Annotated in this window: 16 protein-coding genes; 13 read left to right on the top strand and 3 right to left on the bottom strand. The window is 69.4% G+C overall.

The features are described 5' to 3' along the window. The first annotated feature begins 14 nt into the window (after positions 1 to 14). Entirely contained in the window at positions 15 to 275 is a 261-nt protein-coding gene (locus ACKTTN_RS02505; protein WP_407908294.1) for a hypothetical protein, read from the top strand. Then, the gene (locus ACKTTN_RS02500) at positions 272 to 1,030 is read left to right on the top strand and encodes an alpha/beta hydrolase family protein (RefSeq protein ID WP_407908293.1); all 759 of its coding nucleotides are present in this window, start codon (positions 272 to 274) and stop codon (positions 1,028 to 1,030) included. The genes ACKTTN_RS02505 and ACKTTN_RS02500 overlap by 4 nt, the downstream gene beginning before the upstream one ends. A 12-nt stretch (positions 1,031 to 1,042) precedes the next feature. Here ACKTTN_RS02500 and ACKTTN_RS02495 read toward each other — a convergent pair whose 3' ends face one another. After that, positions 1,043 to 2,842, bottom strand: coding sequence for a monovalent cation:proton antiporter-2 (CPA2) family protein (locus ACKTTN_RS02495; protein ID WP_407908292.1), 1,800 nt, complete (start codon positions 2,840 to 2,842; stop codon positions 1,043 to 1,045). A gap of 142 nt (positions 2,843 to 2,984) precedes the next feature. Between ACKTTN_RS02495 and ACKTTN_RS02490 the strand changes: the two genes are divergently transcribed. After that, entirely contained in the window at positions 2,985 to 3,962 is a 978-nt protein-coding gene (locus ACKTTN_RS02490) for a GGDEF domain-containing protein (protein WP_407908291.1), read from the top strand. A 235-nt stretch (positions 3,963 to 4,197) separates the two neighbouring features. Here ACKTTN_RS02490 and rho read toward each other — a convergent pair whose 3' ends face one another. Next, positions 4,198 to 5,910 carry a transcription termination factor Rho gene (rho, locus tag ACKTTN_RS02485; protein WP_407908290.1) on the bottom strand — a complete coding sequence of 571 codons (1,713 nt, stop codon included), beginning with the start codon at positions 5,908 to 5,910 and terminating at the stop codon, positions 4,198 to 4,200. Between the two features lie 312 nt (positions 5,911 to 6,222). Then, the gene (gene trxA, locus ACKTTN_RS02480) at positions 6,223 to 6,549 is read right to left on the bottom strand and encodes a thioredoxin (protein WP_407908289.1); all 327 of its coding nucleotides are present in this window, start codon (positions 6,547 to 6,549) and stop codon (positions 6,223 to 6,225) included. Between the two features lie 239 nt (positions 6,550 to 6,788). On the opposite strand from trxA, the gene rhlB reads away from it, so the two are divergent. From rhlB to eda, 10 genes are all read left to right on the top strand, one after another. After that, positions 6,789 to 8,534 carry an ATP-dependent RNA helicase RhlB gene (gene rhlB, locus ACKTTN_RS02475; protein WP_407908288.1) on the top strand — a complete coding sequence of 582 codons (1,746 nt, stop codon included), beginning with the start codon at positions 6,789 to 6,791 and terminating at the stop codon, positions 8,532 to 8,534. A 118-nt stretch (positions 8,535 to 8,652) separates the two neighbouring features. Continuing rightward, a complete protein-coding gene (gene ftsE / locus ACKTTN_RS02470) occupies positions 8,653 to 9,339 on the top strand; it encodes a cell division ATP-binding protein FtsE (RefSeq protein ID WP_407908287.1) in 687 nt (228 codons plus the stop codon). Then, positions 9,336 to 10,295, top strand: a complete 960-nt coding sequence (gene ftsX, locus ACKTTN_RS02465; RefSeq protein ID WP_407908286.1) for a permease-like cell division protein FtsX — start codon at positions 9,336 to 9,338, stop codon at positions 10,293 to 10,295. Before ftsE ends, ftsX begins: the two co-directional genes overlap by 4 nt. A 58-nt stretch (positions 10,296 to 10,353) precedes the next feature. Then, positions 10,354 to 11,142 carry a response regulator gene (locus ACKTTN_RS02460; protein WP_407908701.1) on the top strand — a complete coding sequence of 263 codons (789 nt, stop codon included), beginning with the start codon at positions 10,354 to 10,356 and terminating at the stop codon, positions 11,140 to 11,142. 46 nt (positions 11,143 to 11,188) lie between these two features. After that, positions 11,189 to 11,917 carry a uracil-DNA glycosylase gene (gene ung / locus ACKTTN_RS02455; protein WP_407908285.1) on the top strand — a complete coding sequence of 243 codons (729 nt, stop codon included), beginning with the start codon at positions 11,189 to 11,191 and terminating at the stop codon, positions 11,915 to 11,917. Positions 11,918 to 12,041: 124 nt separating this feature from the next. Further along, entirely contained in the window at positions 12,042 to 13,502 is a 1,461-nt protein-coding gene (gene zwf, locus ACKTTN_RS02450; RefSeq protein WP_407908284.1) for a glucose-6-phosphate dehydrogenase, read from the top strand. Continuing rightward, entirely contained in the window at positions 13,502 to 14,212 is a 711-nt protein-coding gene (gene pgl, locus ACKTTN_RS02445; RefSeq protein ID WP_407908283.1) for a 6-phosphogluconolactonase, read from the top strand. The genes zwf and pgl overlap by 1 nt, the downstream gene beginning before the upstream one ends. Next, positions 14,212 to 16,050, top strand: coding sequence for a phosphogluconate dehydratase (gene edd / locus ACKTTN_RS02440; RefSeq protein ID WP_407908282.1), 1,839 nt, complete (start codon positions 14,212 to 14,214; stop codon positions 16,048 to 16,050). Before pgl ends, edd begins: the two co-directional genes overlap by 1 nt. Continuing rightward, positions 16,047 to 17,030 carry a glucokinase gene (glk, locus tag ACKTTN_RS02435; protein ID WP_407908281.1) on the top strand — a complete coding sequence of 328 codons (984 nt, stop codon included), beginning with the start codon at positions 16,047 to 16,049 and terminating at the stop codon, positions 17,028 to 17,030. Before edd ends, glk begins: the two co-directional genes overlap by 4 nt. Beyond that, entirely contained in the window at positions 17,027 to 17,677 is a 651-nt protein-coding gene (gene eda / locus ACKTTN_RS02430; RefSeq protein WP_407908280.1) for a bifunctional 4-hydroxy-2-oxoglutarate aldolase/2-dehydro-3-deoxy-phosphogluconate aldolase, read from the top strand. Before glk ends, eda begins: the two co-directional genes overlap by 4 nt. The last annotated feature ends 9 nt before the right edge of the window (positions 17,678 to 17,686 follow it).

Raw genomic sequence — 17,686 nt, 5'->3', positions numbered from 1 at the left:
ACGGAGTCGTCGCCATGAAGTGGTTGCGCCGCGCACTGATGGCGCTCGCCGTCGTGGTGGTCGCCGTGCTTGGCTTGGCGGTCGCCAGTGCATGGCGCACGACGCGACCCGTCGGCATGCAGGTCATGCGCGCGGAAGCCGATGGTCGCGCATTCCCGGTCGCCGTCTGGTATCCGACGCGCGCGCGGCCCTGGCCGACGACGCTGCTCGGCGCGGCGCTGCTCGATGTCGCACGCGACGCACCGCCGGATGGCACGCATCTCCGGCGGTCGTGATCTCGCACGGCAACGGTGGCGGCGTCGCCAGCCATGTCGATCTCGCGTTGGCCCTCGCCCAGGCGGGTTTCGTGGTCGCCGCGCCGCAGCATCCGGGCGACAGCCTGGGTGACGCGTCCGCCCTTGCCTCGCCGATGCTGTTCGTCGAACGCGGGCACCAGGTGCGCGCGACCATCGACGCATTGCTCACGCGCTGGCCCGGGCACGCGCGAATCGATCAGGACCGCATCGGCGCCTATGGCTTTTCCGCTGGCGGCTTCACCGTGCTCACGCTGCTGGGCGCGCATGCCGACCTCGCGCGCATCGCTCCGCATTGCGCGGCGACGCCGGAATTCGTCTGCGACGTCCTGCGTGCGGCGAAGTCGCCGCTGCTCACGCAGGCGCCGGCCGCGGCGAGCGACTTCGCGACCGATCCGCGCGTGCGCGCCGCGGTGCTGGTCGCGCCGGGACTCGGCTTCACCGTGGCCGGCGACGACCTGCGCGATGTGCGCGTGCCGGTGCAACTGTGGACGGGCGATCGCGACACCACGGTGCCGCCGTCCAGCAACGCCGTTCCGCTGCAACGGGCGTGGTCCGGCGCCACGCTGGAGACGCATGTGGTGCCCGGCGCCGCACACCTCTCCTTCCTCGCGCCGTGCCGTCTGCTGCGTCCGCCTATGCTCTGCGCCGATCCGCCGGGGCTCGATCGCGCGGCGATGCACCGGGCGATGGATGCGCAGGTCGTCGCGTTCTTCCAGCGCACGCTCGCGCGCTGATGCTGACGTCGGTCAACGCGTTTCCGTCTCGCGCACCATCCCGCCGAGCACGCCTTCGCCGACGTCGGCGTTGAACAGCTCCTCCAGCTCGCGGCGCGCCTCGCGCGAGGTCTGGATCAGCGCCGCCTCGTCGTCGCGCACTTCGTACTGCGCGCGCAGCAGGCGTTCGTCATGCTCGCGGAAGCGCTTGACCTGCGCGTGCACGGTCGCCGCGTCGAGGCCCAGGTCGACCAGCACGCGCTCACCGGTATGCAGGCTCGAATGGAAGGCCTCGCGGATCGCATGCGCGCCCAGGTCCATCAATTCCCAGGCATGGCGACGATCGCGCGCGCTCGCGTAGACCTTGGCCTCCGGATACAACTGGCGCACCGCGCGCGTGGTGCGAACGGAGGCTTCGGGATCCTCCAGTGCGATCACGAACACTTCGACCGACTCCGCGCCAGCCGAACGCAGCAGGTCGGAACGGCTCGGATCGCCGTAGTACACCGGGTTGCCGAAACGCCGCACGAAGTCGACCTGGTCGGCGCTGGGTTCGATCGCGATGAAGGGCAGCTTCTGTGCGGCGAGCAGGCGCGCGACCACCTGCCCGAATCGCCCGAATCCGGCGATCAGCACCTTCGGCTGGGTGTCGGGAATCGCGTCGAACGCACGCGCCGGCTTGCCCGGTGCACGTCCCAGCGCGCGCGTGACGACCAGCAACAGCAGCGGCCCCATCGCCATCGACAGCCCAACCGTCGCGACCAGTCGGTCGCGTGTGAGCGCATCGATGATGCCCACGCGGTTCGCCTCGGAGAACACCACGAACGCGAACTCACCGCCAAGTGCGAGCACGGCGGCGAGCTGCACCGCGTCGCGCGTGGACAGCCGTCCGGGCCGGCGTCCGACGATGACCAGCAGCACGAACTTGATCGCCAGCATCCCACTGACCAGCGCGGCCATCCGCAGCGGTTCGGCGAGTACGCGCGCCACGTCGATGCTCATGCCCACCGCCATGAAGAACAGGCCGAGCAGCAGGCCCTTGAACGGGTCTATCTGCGCTTCGAGTTCGTGGCGGAACTCGGAGTCGGCCAGCAGCACGCCGGCGAGGAACGCGCCCAGGCCAGGCGAGAGACCCGCGCGCGACATGATCCACGCCGCGCCCAGCACCGTGAGCAACGCCGCGCCGGTGAACACTTCGGGCATGCCCGTACGCGCGATCAGGCGAAAGCCCTGCCGCAACAACAGTCGCCCGCCGACGACCACCAGCAGCACCGCGCCGATCGCCTTGCCGACGGTGTGGCCGTCGAACGATGCACCGACGCGGCCGAGCACCGGCATCGCCGCCAGCAACGGAATGGCGGCGAGGTCCTGGAACAGCAGGATGGCGAACGCGAGGCGTCCGTGCTCGCTGTGCACCGCGCGGCGTTCGGACAGCAGCTGCAGCCCGACCGCAGTCGATGACAACGCGAGCGCGACGCCGACCACGCCGGCCGCGGTCCACGACAGCCCGCACAGGCGCGCGATCGCCGCCAGCGCCAGGCTGCACGCGAGCATCTGCGCGCCGCCGGCGCCGAACACCGGCCGTCGCATCACGATCAATCGTGACGGCGACAGCTCCAGCCCGAGGACGAACAGCAGCATGACGACGCCGATTTCCGACGCCGCGAGCACCGGGTCGGCGTCCGCCACCACACGCAGGCCCTGCGGCCCCAGCAGCACGCCGGCCGCGAGGTAGCCCAGCACCGCACCGAGGCCGAGTCGACGGAACAGCGGCACCGCGACGACGGCGGCGAGCAGGAATACGAGCGCGAGATCGAGACCGCTGCCGTGCATGGAAAGCTCCCGTACCGGACGCACCATCGTAGCGGGCGCGCGGCGCCACGCGGCCGCCCTCATCGCGACGCAGTGTCCACCGGGTTACGCTCGCTTGCCGGGCGCCAACGTCCGGTTTCCCCCGGCCGAGGACGAGGTCGCGATGTCGCTGCAGCGATTGCGCACGGACTTCCAGTTCACCGTCCTCGTCCTGTTCTGCCTCGTGGGCGTGATCGGGATCGCGCCCTTCGTCGTCTATCGCGCCGCGCAGGGCGAATGGCAGGCGGCGATCGTCGACGCGCTGATCGTGGCGTCGCTCGGCGGCGCGCTAGCGTATGCATGGCGCGGCGGCAGCGCGGCCCGGGCCGGTGCGTTCGTTGTCATGTCGACCACGATCGCGTGCGCCGTCGTCAGCCACGTCATCGGCTTGGCGGGCGCGTTCTGGTCGTGCCCGGTGCTGATCGCGAACTTCCTGCTGGTGAAGCGCCATTACGGGCTTGTCGCGTCGATCGCGTTGATCGCCGCGATCGTGATCGACGGCGGTGCGTTCGCCACGATGCTCGACCGGTTGATGTACGTGTCCAGCGCATCGGTGGGCTGCGTGCTCGCCTACGTCTTCGCGCGGCGCACCGACCTGCAGCGCGCGCAACTCGTGCAGCTCGCCTCGCGCGACCCGCTGACCGGCGTCGCCAACCGTCGCGCGATGGACCGCGAGCTGCACATCGCCGCCGAAACGTTCCGTCGCCACCGCACGCCGGTCGGCCTGCTGGTGATGGACCTCGACCACTTCAAGCGCGTCAACGACGAATTCGGTCACGAAGCCGGCGACGACGTGCTGGTCTCGTTCGCGCGCGTCGTGCAGTCACGCTGCCGCGCCGGCGATCGACTGTTCCGCTACGGCGGCGAGGAGTTCGTGCTGCTCCTGCCGGGCACCGACCTCGACACCCTGCAACTACTGGCGAATGAACTGCGCGCCGCCGTAGCACAGCGCGTACGTGTCGGTGATCGGCCGATCACCGTGTCCGTTGGTGGCGCAGTCCTGCGCGAAGGCGAAGACAACGCGCAGTGGCTGGCGCGTGCGGATGCGGCGATGTACGCAGCCAAGCGTGGGGGACGGGACCGCGTGGTGGTGGAGGGCTAGCGCGGGCACGGTGGCAGAATGCGGGCTGATCCGGGGAGATCAGCCATGTACCGCGCCACGACCACTTCTTTCGCCGCCGCGTGTCTTTTCGGAGCCCCAGAAGCGACGCGCTGAATCCACGGGCGAGCGCCTCGTTTCACTCGCCGTCGCCGGCGCGCTGAAACCGGCGCCATGCCCCAGATAAGAAAAGCCCCGCCGAAGCGGGGCTTTTCCTTATTGCGTCGATCGAACCGACTCAGCGCTTCATCGAGCTGAAGAACTCGTCGTTGGACTTCGTGTTCTTCATCTTGTCGAGCAGGAATTCCATCGCGGCGATTTCGTCCATGCCGTGCAGCAGCTTGCGCAGGATCCAGATCTTCTGCAGCAGCTCCGGCTCGATGAGGTAATCCTCGCGGCGCGTGCCCGACCGGTTGATGTCGATCGCCGGGTAGACGCGCTTCTCGGCGATGCGACGGTTGAGGTGGACTTCCGAGTTACCGGTGCCCTTGAACTCCTCGTAGATCACCTCGTCCATCTTCGAGCCGGTGTCGATCAGCGCGGTGGCGATGATCGTCAGCGAGCCGCCTTCCTCGACGTTTCGCGCGGCGCCGAAGAAGCGCTTCGGGCGATGCAGCGCGTTCGCGTCGACACCACCGGACAGGATCTTGCCGGACGACGGCACGACGTTGTTGTACGCACGGGCGAGGCGGGTGATCGAGTCGAGCAGGATCACCACGTCTTTCTTGTGCTCGACCAAGCGCTTGGCGCGCTCGATCACCATCTCGGCGACCTGCACGTGGCGCGCGGCCGGCTCGTCGAACGTCGAGCTGATGACTTCGCCGCGCACGGTGCGCTGCATGTCGGTGACTTCTTCCGGGCGCTCGTCGATGAGCAGCACGATGAGGTGCACGTCCGGATGGTTGTAGGTGATCGCGGTCGCGACCTGCTGCATCAGCATGGTCTTACCGGCCTTCGGCGGCGAGACGATCAGCGCGCGCTGGCCTTTGCCCTGCGGCGCCATCAGGTCGAGGATTCGGCCTGTGACGTCTTCCGTCGAACCGTCGCCGCGCTCGAGGCGGAACTTGCGGCGCGGGAACAGCGCGGTGAGGTTCTCGAACAGCGCCTTGTTCTTCGACGCCTCGATCGGCTCGCCGTTGATGGTGTCGACGATGTTGAGCGCGAAGTAGCGCTCGCCGTCCTTCGGCCAGCGGATGCGGCCGGAGATGTGGTCGCCGGTGCGCAGGTTGAAGCGGCGGATCTGCGACGGGGAAATGTAGGTGTCGTCCGGGCCGGCGAGGTAGCTCGCCTCGGCCGCGCGCAGGAAGCCGAAGCCGTCGGGCAGGATTTCCAGCACGCCGTCGGCGGCGACGCCTTCACCGTGGCGGGTCAGCACCTTCAGCAGCGCGAAGATCACGTCCTGCTTGCGGGCGCGGGCGACGCCTTCGTGGATGTTGAGCTGCTCGGCGATCTCCAGCAGCTTCGCGGCGGGCATGCGCTTGAGGTCGCCCAGCGAGTACTGCGGGAAGCCTTCCGGCACGGCTGGATGCGGGCGCGGCACGAACCCTTCGCCGTTGCCGCCGCCTTCGTCGCCCATCATCTGGTCGCGGCGTTCGCGCTGGCGTTCGCGGCGGTTCTTGAAGCGTTCGCGGCGCGTCATGCGCTGGCCGCCTTCGCCCTGCTCGCGCGCTGCGTTGTCGCCACCGCCCTGCTGGGACGCGGTGTCACCCGGTGCGGACTCGCCGGACGCGGACGGTTCGGTTGCGCCGGCGACAGGCGCGGCCGGCGCTGCCGGTGCGTCCTGGCGCGGTGCGGATTCGACAGGTGCAGCAGGCGCGGCAGGCGCCGGGGCCTCGCTGCGCTGGGGTTCGGCGACGACGGTCGTGGTGTCGGGAGCGTCGGCCTTGGCGACGCGCGTCTTGCGCACGCGCTTTTCGGCGACTTCGCCGGCGTCGTTGGTGTGGTCGGACAAGCGGGAATCCTCGCTAATGCGGCGAGCGCCCACGGTGCGTGGGCGATGTCGGGATCGGATCGATTCGGTTGAATCAGAGGGGTGCGGCGAGCGCGAACGCGCCGGGCCAGCAGGAAACTAGCACCGCCGCGTCAACGCGTGCAAGCACTCGAAGCGGCAGTCATTCGACCGTGGAGCGCGGCGGCGCCGCGTGAAGGCCGGTGTCGTGGACGACGGGATGCGGCCACCTTACCCGAGGGCGGGCCGCGCGACGTGGCGCCGGGCCCACCGGTTCATCGGCGGGTCACGCCCTCGGCGCGACCCGCGCAGGCGTCAGAGCGCCTTGTCGATCAGCTGCGCAAGCTGGGCCTTGCCCACCGCGCCGATCTGCGTGCCCTGCACCTGGCCGTTCTTGAAGACGAGCAGCATGGGGATCGAGCGCACGTGGTACTTCATCGCGGTCTGGCGCTCGTCGTCGACATTGACCTTCACGATCTTGGCGCGGCCCTCGTAGGTGCCGGCGAGCTCGTCGAGCGCGGGCGCGATCATCTTGCAGGGGCCGCACCAGGGCGCCCAGAAATCGACCAGGACCGGCTCGGACGACTGCAGGACTTCGCGGTCGAAATCGGCGTCGCCGACATGCTTGATCTTCTCGCTCACTGATCGGGTCTCCTCGGGGCTGCGGATGCGGTGGCCATGGTCGCACGGGGTGCGTGTGGCCATGCGCTACACTTGGGGACCTTACGCGGCGGCACAAGCCCCGCGCACCGTCCGGCCGCATCCGCAGCGTTCCGCGCATGCCACCGTCGCCGCCCCACGCGCGCCCGGACTCTCCAGGCCGGCCGCCGTCTTCCGGCCGCCGCCTCCCACGCAAGCGCCGACCGGCGCGCCGGATCCCGATGAGCGACAAGCCCCTAACCGACGTCTCCTTCAACTCGTTCGACCTGCATCCCGCATTGCTCGCCGGCCTCGAAACCGCCGGCTTCACGCGCTGCACGCCGATCCAGGCCCTCACCCTCCCGCTGGCGCTCGCCGGCCGCGACGTCGCCGGCCAGGCGCAGACCGGCACCGGCAAGACGCTCGCCTTCCTCGTCGCCGTCGTGAACCGGTTGCTGACGCGCCCGGCGCTCGCCGACCGCAAGCCCGAGGACCCGCGCGCGCTGATCCTCGCGCCGACCCGCGAACTGGCGATCCAGATCCACAAGGACGCCGTGAAGTTCGGTTCCGAACTCGGCATCAAGTTCGCGCTGATCTACGGCGGCGTCGACTACGACAAGCAGCGCCAGATCCTGCAGCAGGGCGCCGACGTCATCATCGCCACGCCCGGCCGCCTGATCGACTACGTCAAGCAGCACAAGGTCGTGTCGCTGCACGCCTGCGAGATGTGCGTGCTGGACGAAGCCGACCGCATGTTCGACCTCGGCTTCATCAAGGACATCCGCTTCCTGCTGCGCCGCATGCCCGAGCGCACCACGCGGCAGACGCTGCTGTTCTCGGCGACGCTCAGCCACCGCGTGCTCGAGCTCGCGTACGAGCACATGAACGAGCCGGAGAAGCTCGTCGTCGAGAGCGAGTACATCACCGCGGCGAAGGTGCGCCAGAAGGTGTACTACCCGTCGGACGAGGAGAAGATCCCGCTGCTGATCGCGCTGCTGTCGCGCAGCGAAGGCGCGCGCACCATGGTGTTCGTCAACACCAAGGCGTTCGTCGAGCGTGTGGCGCGCGCGCTGGAACGGGCGGGCTACCGCGTCGGAGTGCTGTCGGGCGACGTGCCGCAGAAGAAGCGCGAGTCGCTGCTCAAGAAGTTCCAGGCCGGCCAGCTCGAGATCCTCGTGGCGACCGACGTCGCTGCGCGCGGCCTGCACATCGACGGCGTGTCGCACGTCTACAACTACGACCTGCCGTTCGACGCCGAGGATTACGTCCACCGCATCGGCCGCACCGCGCGCCTCGGCGCCGAAGGTGACGCGATCAGCTTCGCCTGCGAGCGCTACGCGATGAGCCTGCCGGACATCGAGGCGTACATCGAACAGAAGCTGCCGACTGAACAGGTCACCGCCGACATGCTGGTCGCGTTGCCGCGCGCGCCGCGCGCGAAGGTGGATGGCGAGGAAGAGGAAAGCGTGAGCGCGATCTTCCGCGAAGCGCGCGAGCAGAAGGCCGAGGACGACGCACGTCGTGGCATCAAGCCGCGTTCGGGCGGCCGCAGCGGTGGTTCGCGTGATGGCGAGCGCCGTCCGCCGCGCGGGCCGAAGCCCGAGCGCTCGCCGAGCGCGCGGAAGCCTGAAGCGGTCGTGGCCACGCCTGGCGATGCAGCCACCGACGTCGCCAAGCCGCCGCGCGCACCGCGCATCGACCCCGTCACCGGCGAAGAACTCGCACCGCGCAAGCGTCGTCGCCGTCGTCGTGGCAAGCCGGTCGACGGTGCGGTCGCGGCGGAATCGGGTTCGAACAACGGAGCGGCAACGCCGCGTCCGGAGCGCATGCCGCGCCCGCCGCGTCACGAACCGCGCGGCGGTCGTGCGCAGGGCAGCGATGCGCCGGCGCCGGCCGCGGTCACGTCCGATGCGAAGCCGGGCCTGCTCGGCCGCGTCGCGCGCGGACTCAAGTCGCTGATCACGCGGGCGCCACGCAACCAGCACTGACGCGCGCGTTCCACGTCGCGACACGAACGGGCGATCGCATGCGGTCGCCCGTTTTCGTTGGCACGCGCGCAAGGCGCGATGTCGACGGACGTCGCGGGGCATCTGCGATACTCGGCGCATGACCCTTCTGCGTTTCGACAATGTCGGCAAGCGCTACGCCTCCGGGCGCGAGGCGCTCGCGGACGTGAGCTTCGAGGTGGCGCCGGGCGAGATGCTGTTCGTCACCGGGCATTCCGGTGCCGGCAAGAGCACGCTGCTGCGCCTTATCCATCTGACCGAACGCGCCTCGCGCGGTGCGGTGATCTTTGCCGATCGCAACATCGGCAAGCTGCGCGGACGTCGCATGGCGATGCATCGTCGCGAAGTCGGCGTGGTGTTCCAGGACCACCGCCTGCTCGCCGACCGCAGCGTCGGCGACAACGTCGCGCTGCCGCTGCTGTTGCGCGGCATGCATCGCGCGGAGATCGCCAAGCGCGTGCGCTCGACGCTCGACAAGGTCGGCCTCGGCGATCGCCAGAAGGCGTTGCCCCGCCAGCTCAGCGCCGGCGAGCAGCAGCGCGTGGGCATCGCGCGTGCGATCGTCGCGGAACCGAAGCTTCTCCTCGCCGACGAGCCGACTGGCAACCTCGATCCCGCGCTGTCGACCGAGATCATGGCGCTGCTCGAATCGCTGTCCGAGCGCGGCACGTCGGTGATGGTGGCAAGCCACGACCTCGCGCTGGTGCGCCGCATCCGCAAGCGGGTGATCGTGCTCGACCACGGCCGGCTGGTCGACGACATCCCGCCCGGCGAGCTCGCGGCATGAGCACGAAGGCGAAGAAGGCGAAACGCGTCGAAGGCGTACGCACGCGGTCGCGCATCGGCGCGTGGTTCGACCACCACGTCTACAGCCTGGTCGCCAGCCTAGGCCGCATGCTGCGCAAGCCGTGGGCGACCGGGCTCACCGTCGGCGTCATGGCGATCGCGATCGCCTTGCCGCTCGGCCTGTGGGCGGTGCTGTCGAACCTGTCGCAGTTCACCGGCGACGTGCAGCAGTCGCGGCAGGTCAGCCTGTACCTGAAGCCGGGCACGACGCTCGAGCGCGCCAATGCGCTCGCCGAGCAGGTGCGCACGCGGCCCGACGTGGTCAACGTGACCGTGCGCAGCGCCGACGACGGCCTGAAGGAACTTCGCGAGCAGGGCGGCCTGGCGCAGGCGGCCGACGCGCTCGGCGAGAACCCGCTGCCGCACCTGCTGCGCATCACCCCGCGCGGCGACGACGCCGTGCTCGCGGCGTCGCTGCAATCGCTCAACGATGTCGACGTGGTCCAGCAGGACGCCGCGTGGCGCACGCGTCTCGATCGCTGGCTCACCCTTGGCGAGCGCATCGCCTGGGTGCTGGCGACGCTGCTCGGGCTCGGCGCGCTGCTGGTGGTCGGCAACACCGTGCGGCTGGACATCCAGTCGCGGCGCGACGAAATCGAGGTATTGCAGCTGCTCGGCGCGACCGGCGGCTTCGTGCGCCGTCCGTTCCTGTACCTCGGCGCCTGCTACGGCCTGCTGTCCGGCGCGATCGCGCTGGCGCTGCTCACCGGCGCCGAACTCGCGTTGCGCGAGCCGATCGCCGGGCTGGCGCAAACGTACGGTTCCGCATTCCGGCTGCAGGGCTTCGACCCGATCCGGGCCGCCGTCGCAGTTCTGGGCGCCGGGCTGATCGGCTGGCTTGGCGCGGGGCTGGTGACGGGTCACTATCTCCGACAGACCCGCTCGACCGGCGACTGATGTGAGCACGGAGCAGCACGACCTTCGCCACCTGCCGACCACCACGTCGGCACGCGTGATGGTGGTCGACGGGTCGAAGCTGGTGCGCAAGCTCATCGCCGACGTGCTGGTGAAGGAAGTGCCGGGCATCGAGGTCGTCTGTTGCGACAGCGTGGCGCAGGCGCGCGAAGCGCTCGCGAACGGGCCGGTCGACCTGGTCACCACCGCGATCGCACTGCCCGACGGCGACGGCATCGCGCTCGCGCGCATCGTCCGCGAGGCGGCGGGGCAGAAGTACGTGCCGATCATCGTCGTCTCCGGCGAGGCGCAGTCGCACCTCGAATCGCGCACCTTCACCGAGGACGTCACCGACTACTTCGACAAGGCGCTCGGGCACGTGGCGCTGGCGGCGTTCATCCGCGGCTACGTGCACCCGGAGCCGATTCCCGGCGCGCGCGTGCTGTACGTCGAGGACAGCAAGGTGGTCGCGGTCGCGACCAAGCGCATGCTCGAACGCCACGGGCTGAAGGTGATGCACTTCATCGGCGTCGAGGAAGCGCTCGCGCATTTCGAAACGTACCGCGGCCAGACCGATGTCGGTGCCGACCTCGTGCTCACCGACGTCTACCTGAAGGGCGAACTCAGCGGGCACGACCTGCTCGGCCGCCTGCGCGTGCAGTTCGGCTACGGCAAGCGCCGCCTGCCGATCCTGGTGATGACCGGCGACGCGAACCCCGAAAACCAGAGTGAACTGCTTCGTGCCGGCGCGAACGACCTCGTGCTCAAGCCGATCGAAGAACGCCTGCTGGTGACCAAGACGCTGTTCCAGTTGCGCCTGTCGCGACTCGAGCACGCCGCGGCGGCCTGAAATCGCGCGCATTGCGCCTGCCGCGTCGATTCCCGACGATACGGCGATGACCGCCGTCGACAACATCCGACTCGAACCCGGCTGGAAAGCGCAGGTGGGCGATTACCTGCTGCGCGACGACATGCAGCATCTCGCCGCTTTCCTGCGCGAGCGCAAGCGCGCAGGCGCGCAGGTGTACCCGCCCGGCCACGAGATCTTCGCCGCATTCGACGCCACGCCGTTCGAACGCACGCGCGTCGTCGTGCTCGGGCAGGACCCGTACCACGGCCCGGGGCAGGCGCACGGCCTCGCGTTCTCGGTATTGCCCGGCGTGCCGGTGCCGCCGTCGCTGCACAACATCTTCGTCGAACTGCAGCGCGACCTCGGCATCGCGCGGCCCGATCACGGGTGCCTGCTGCCGTGGGCGTGGCAGGGCGTGTTGCTGCTCAATGCCGTGCTGACGGTGGAGTCCGGCCGCGCCGGTGCGCACCAGGGCAAGGGCTGGGAAGGTTTCACCGACCACGTGGTCGACGTGCTCAACGCCGAGCGCAAAGGGCTCGTGTTCCTGCTGTGGGGCAGCTACGCGCAGGCCAAGGGCAAGCGGATCGATACGAGCAGGCATCGCGTGCTGAAGGCGCCGCATCCGTCGCCGCTGTCCGCGCATCGCGGCTTCATCGGCTGCGGGCATTTTTCGTCGACGAACGAATACCTCGCACGTCGCGGCAATGCGGTCATCGACTGGTCGCTGCCGTCCGCCGCGACGCTTGAGGCGAGGCTGGACCCGACGCCGGCGTAGGGTCCAGTGCAGCATGACAGCGCTGCCATTCGCGGTACTCTTGGGCTGAGCGGCTGTAATCGTTTGCACCGCACCCTTCATTGCGCGCGCCGTACGCTTGCGAGTCCTGTCGATGCCCGTGCCCATGAGCCCAACGCCTGCTTCGCTGCTCACGATCTTCGGCGCCTCCGGCGACCTTGCGCAGCGCATGCTGCTGCCGTCGCTGTACGGCCTGCACCGCGACCGCCTGCTGCCGCCGTCGCTCCGCATCCTCGGCACGGCACGCAGCGACTTCGACGACGACGGCTTCCGCGCAAGCGTCGCGCAATCGATCGAACGTTTCGTACCGGCGTCCGAGCGCGACGACGCGGTCGTCCGCGAACTGCTCGAGCGCATCCATTACGTGCCCGCCACGCTCGGTGACGACGCGTCGTTCGCCGCGCTCGGCGCGCGCGTTCGCGAGCTGCGCGCCGGGGCCGATGTCGTCTACCACCTCAGCACCGCGCCGCGTTTTTACGGCGACATCTGTCGCGCGCTAGGCGCCATGGATCTCGCCGATGCCGGCACGCGCGTGATGCTGGAAAAGCCGATCGGCCACGACCTTGCCAGCGCGAACGCGATCAACGACAGCGTCGCTGCGGTATTCAACGAGTCGCGCGTCTTTCGGGTCGACCATTATCTCGGCAAGGAAGGCGTGCAGAACCTGCTGGCGCTGCGCTTCGGCAACGCCATGTTCGAGCCGCTGTGGAACGCACGCCACATCCAGCAGGTGCAGATTACTGTTGCCGAAACCGTCGGCGTCGAAGGTCGCGGCGACTATTACGACGACTACGGCGCCATGCGCGACATGCTGCAGAACCATCTGCTGCAGTTGCTCTGCCTCACCGCGATGGAGCCGCCGTCGCACTTCGACCCGTCGGCAGTGCGCAACGAGAAGATTAAGGTGCTGCGTTCGTTGCGGCCCATCGGGCGCAGCGACGTCGCGATGGAAACCGTGTCCGGCCAGTACACCGCCGGCGCGATCGATGGTCACGCGGTACCGGGTTATCTGGAGGAACTCGGCCGCGCGAGCCGCACCGAAACCTTTGTCGCCATTCGCGCGCAGGTCGACAACTGGCGCTGGGCCGGCGTGCCGTTCTACCTGCGCACCGGCAAGCGCATGCCGAGCCGTTCGACAGAGATCTACCTGCAGCTGCGCCAGGTGCCGCATTCGATCTTCGGCGCGACCAGCATGCAGCCCAACGCGCTGGTGATCCGCCTGCAGCCCGAAGAGCGCATCGAGCTGCAGCTGATGAGCAAGACGCCCGGCCTCGACCGCGGCGGCGTGCAGCTGTCGCCTGTTGCGCTCGATCTCGACATGCACGAGGAGTTCGCCAGCGTGCGTCGACGCCTCGCCTACGAGCGCCTGTATCTCGACGCCATCGAAGGCAATGGCACGCTGTTCGTGCGACGCGACGAGACCGAAGCCGCATGGCAGTGGGTCGATGCGATCTACGACGGCTGGCGTTCGACCGGTGTCGCACCGAAGCCGTATCCCGCGGGCACGTGGGGGCCGAGCGCGGCGGTGACGCTGATCGACCGCAACGGCCACAGCTGGCGCGAGTGATGGCTTGGGTCGAGCATCGCTACGACGACGGCGAAACGCTCGCGACGGCGCTCGCGCACGTGCTCGGTGACGCGGTCGACGCCGCACTCGACGCGCGCGGCGAGGCGCTGCTCGCGCTCGCCGGCGGTCGCACGCCGTTACCGGCCTATCGCGCACTCGCGTCACGCTGGCGCAATGTCGGTCGCGCCGCGCACATCGTGCTGATGCCGACCGACGACCGCTGCGTGCCACACGACCATCCCAATTCCAACGTCGCCGAACTGCGCACGATCTTCGAGGCGACGCCCGCGCGCATCGAATCACTGACCACCGCCAACGGCGATCCCGATCGTTCCGAACGCTACGCGCGCGCGATGCTGGCGGATCATCCGGGCGACTTCGATGCGGTGGTGGTCGGCATGGGGGCGGACGCGCATACGGCCTCGCTGTTTCCGAACGCTTCGCAACTTGCCGCGGGGCTCGATCTCGCGTCGACACTCGAAGCGCTGCGCGTCGATCCCGATCCGTTGCCGGTCGAAGCACCATTTCCGCGTATCTCGCTTACCGCCGCGCGCCTGCTGCGCGCACGTGCCGTGCACCTGGTCGTGACCGGCGCCGCCAAGCGTGAGGTACTCGACGCCGTGTACGCCGATGCCGATGCATCGAAGCGACCGGTCGCCGCGCTGCTGCACGCACCGGGTCGCACGGTGCACGTCCACTGGAGTCCCTGATGTCCCTGCATCCCACCGTCGAGCGCGTGACCGCGCGCATCCGCGAACGCAGTGCGACGTCGCGCGCCGCCTATCTCGCGCGCATGGCGTCGATGCGCCACGACGGCCCCGCGCGCGGATCGCTTGGCTGCGGCAACCTCGCGCACGGCTTCGCGGCGTCGGGTGTCGACAAGCCGCTGCTGCGCGGCAAGGCCGGCGCGAACATCGGCATCGTCACCAGCTACAACGACATGCTGTCGGCGCACCAGCCATTCGAAACGTATCCGACGCTGATCCGCGCCATCGCGCGCGCGAATGGCGGCAGCGCGCAGGTGGCCGGCGGCGTGCCCGCGATGTGCGACGGTGTGACGCAGGGCCGCTACGGAATGGAGCTTTCGCTGTTCTCGCGCGACACGATCGCGATGTCGACCGCGATCGCGTTGTCGCATGACATGTTCGACGGCATGCTGCTGCTCGGCATCTGCGACAAGATCGTGCCGGGCCTGCTGATCGGCGCGCTGAGCTGGGGCCACCTGCCGTGCATCCTGATCCCCGCCGGGCCGATGCCGTCGGGCATTCCCAACAAGGAAAAAGCACGCATCCGCCAACTGCATGCGGAAGGCAAGGTCGGCTACGACGAATTGCTGGACGCCGAAGCCGCCTCGTACCACTCCCCCGGCACCTGCACGTTCTACGGCACTGCGAACTCCAACCAGATGCTGATGGAGGTGATGGGCCTGCACATGCCGGGTACCGCCTTCGTCAATCCGGGCACGTCGCTGCGGGATGCGCTCACCGTCGCCGCCACCGAACGCGTGCTGCAGATCACCGCGCTGGGCGATGACTACACGCCGCTGTGCGACATCGTCGACGAGCGCTCGATCGTCAACGCCATGGTGGGACTCGCGGCCACCGGCGGCTCGACCAACCACGCGATCCACCTCGTCGCCATCGCGCGCGCCGCCGGCGTGCGCATCGACTGGGACGATCTCGACGAACTTTCGCGCATCACGCCGCTGCTCGCCCGCGTGTATCCGAACGGGAGTGCCGACGTGAACCACTTCGAGGCCGCGGGCGGCGTCGGCTTCGTGATCCGCGAACTGATCGACGGCGGGTTGCTGCACGGCGACGTGCGATGCGTGCACGGTGGCGACCTGCGCGACCAGGCCAAGCAACCGTGTCTGGACGGGACGACGTTGCGGTGGGCGGATGCGCCAGTGGCGTCGCGCGACCCCACCGTGGTCCGCCCGTTCGCCGAGCCGTTCGACAGTGAAGGCGGCCTGCGCCGACTGCAGGGCAATCTCGGCCGCGCGGTCGTCAAGGTGTCGGCGGTCGCGCCCGAACATCGCGTCATCGAAGCGCCGGTGCGCATCTTCGAAGCGCAGGATGCGTTGCTCGACGCATTCCGCGCCGGCCTGCTCGATGGCGACTTCGTCGCGGTGGTGCGCGGGCAGGGGCCGAAGGCGAACGGCATGCCGGAGCTGCACAAGCTCACGCCGACGTTGTCGGTGCTGCAGGATCGCGGGCAGAAGGTCGCGCTGCTGACCGACGGCCGCATGTCGGGCGCCTCGGGCAAGGTGCTCGCCGCGATCCACCTGACGCCGGAAGCTGCGAACGCCGGTGCGATCGCGAAACTCGAAGCCGGCGATGTCGTGCGCATCGATTCCGACGCAGGCACGATCGACGCGCTCGTCGACGCCGCCGAGTGGGCCGCGCGCGCGCCGCGCCTTCCCGATCTTTCCGCGAACCACACCGGCATCGGCCGCGAACTGTTCGCACTGATGCGCCGCGAAGTCGGCAGCGCGGAAGAGGGCGCATGCGCGCTGCTCGACGCCAGCGACCGGGAACTCTCCGCATGAGCAATCTCGGCCTGATCGCCGACATCGGTGGCACCAACGCGCGCTTCGCGCTCACGGACCTCGACGCGCCGACGCCGTCGCTGCGCGACATCCGACCGCTGAGCTGTGGGGACTTCGCGTCGCTGCAGCATGCCTGCGAGCACTACCTGCAGGGCGTCGGCGCGCAACCGACACGCGCGGCGATCGCGGTGGCGTCGCCGGTGAACGCCGACGAGATCCGGCTGACCAATCGCGCGTGGTCGTTCAGTCGTCGCGAGCTCGAACAGGCGCTCGGTCTCGAACGCCTGCTGATGCTCAACGATTTCGGCGCCGTTGCGTGGGCGGTGCCCGCGCTGTCCGGCGACGACGCGCTGCATCTCTACGGGCCGTCGCAGCGCCCGCCGCGTTCGCCGGTGACGGTGATCGGCCCCGGCACCGGTCTCGGCGTCGCCCTGCTGATCGGCGACGACGCGAGCGGCTGGCGCGTGATCGAAACCGAAGGCGGGCATGGCACGTTCGCACCCGTCGGTGACGAGGAGCGCGTGATCGCGCGCTGGCTCGATTCGCTGCACGGGCGCACGTCGACCGAGCGCGTGCTCTGCGGCACCGGCCTCGCGCAGGTCGATGCGGTGTTGCGCGATCCCGAGCGCCCCGCCGGTACGCAGCCGACGCTGCGCGACCCCGCCGACGTGGTGCGGCTTGCACTCGAAGGCCACGACGTCACCGCGCGTCGCGCGCTCGCACGCTTCTGCGCGATCTTGGGCAGCGTCTGCGGCGACGTCGCGCTGGTGCACGGCGCGCGCAGCGTGATGATCGCCGGCGGCATCGTGCCGCGCTTCGTGCCGTTCCTGCGCTCGAGCGCGTTCCGCGAGCGCTTCCTTGCGAAGGGACGCTTCGCCGCCTATCTCGAGAACGTCGCGATCGACGTGATCACCCATCCGCAACCCGGCCTGCTCGGCGCCGCTGTCGCGCTGCGGGCGTCGACGGAGCACGACCGATGAACTGGACACCCGAAACCCGCGCCGCGCGCGTCGATGCCATCCTGTCGCAGGCGCCGGTGCTGCCCGTGCTCGCGATCGATCGTCTCGAAGATGCCGTGCCGCTTGCGCGTGCGCTGGTCGATGCCGGCTTGCCGGTGCTGGAAGTCACGCTGCGCACGCCGTGCGCGCTGGACGCGATGCGCGCGATCGTGACGGAGGTGCCCGGTGCGGTCGTCGGTGCAGGCACGATGCTGCGTGCCGGGGATTTCCGTGCTGTGGAAGCGACCGGCGCCGTGTTCGGCATCGCGCCGGGCGCCACGCCGTTGCTGTACGACGCTGCGGAACTCAGCGCGCTCGCATTCCTTCCGGCGGTCGCCACCGCGAGCGAATTGATGACCGGCATGGAGCGCGGGTACCGACGCTTCAAGTTCTTCCCGGCCGAGGGCGCAGGCGGCGTGATCGCACTCAAGGCATTCGGCGGTCCGTTCGCCGACGTCCACTTCTGCCCAACGGGCGGCATCGACGCGGCCAAGGCGCCCAACTATTTCGCCCTGAAGAACGTGGCGACGGTCGGCGGCTCGTGGATGGTGCCGGCGGATGCATTACTGGCCGGCGACTGGGAACGCGTCGGCCGCCTCGCACGCGAAGCGGCGGGCTTGCGCGCGTGATCGCGCCCG

It is taken from the genome of Lysobacter claricitrinus (assembly GCF_045866565.1).
In the GTDB taxonomy this organism is placed as follows: Bacteria; Pseudomonadota; Gammaproteobacteria; order Xanthomonadales; family Xanthomonadaceae; genus Cognatilysobacter; species Cognatilysobacter claricitrinus.
The sequence above is the reverse complement of the archived record's forward strand: the minus strand, read 5'-3'. Positions and strand labels throughout refer to the sequence as shown.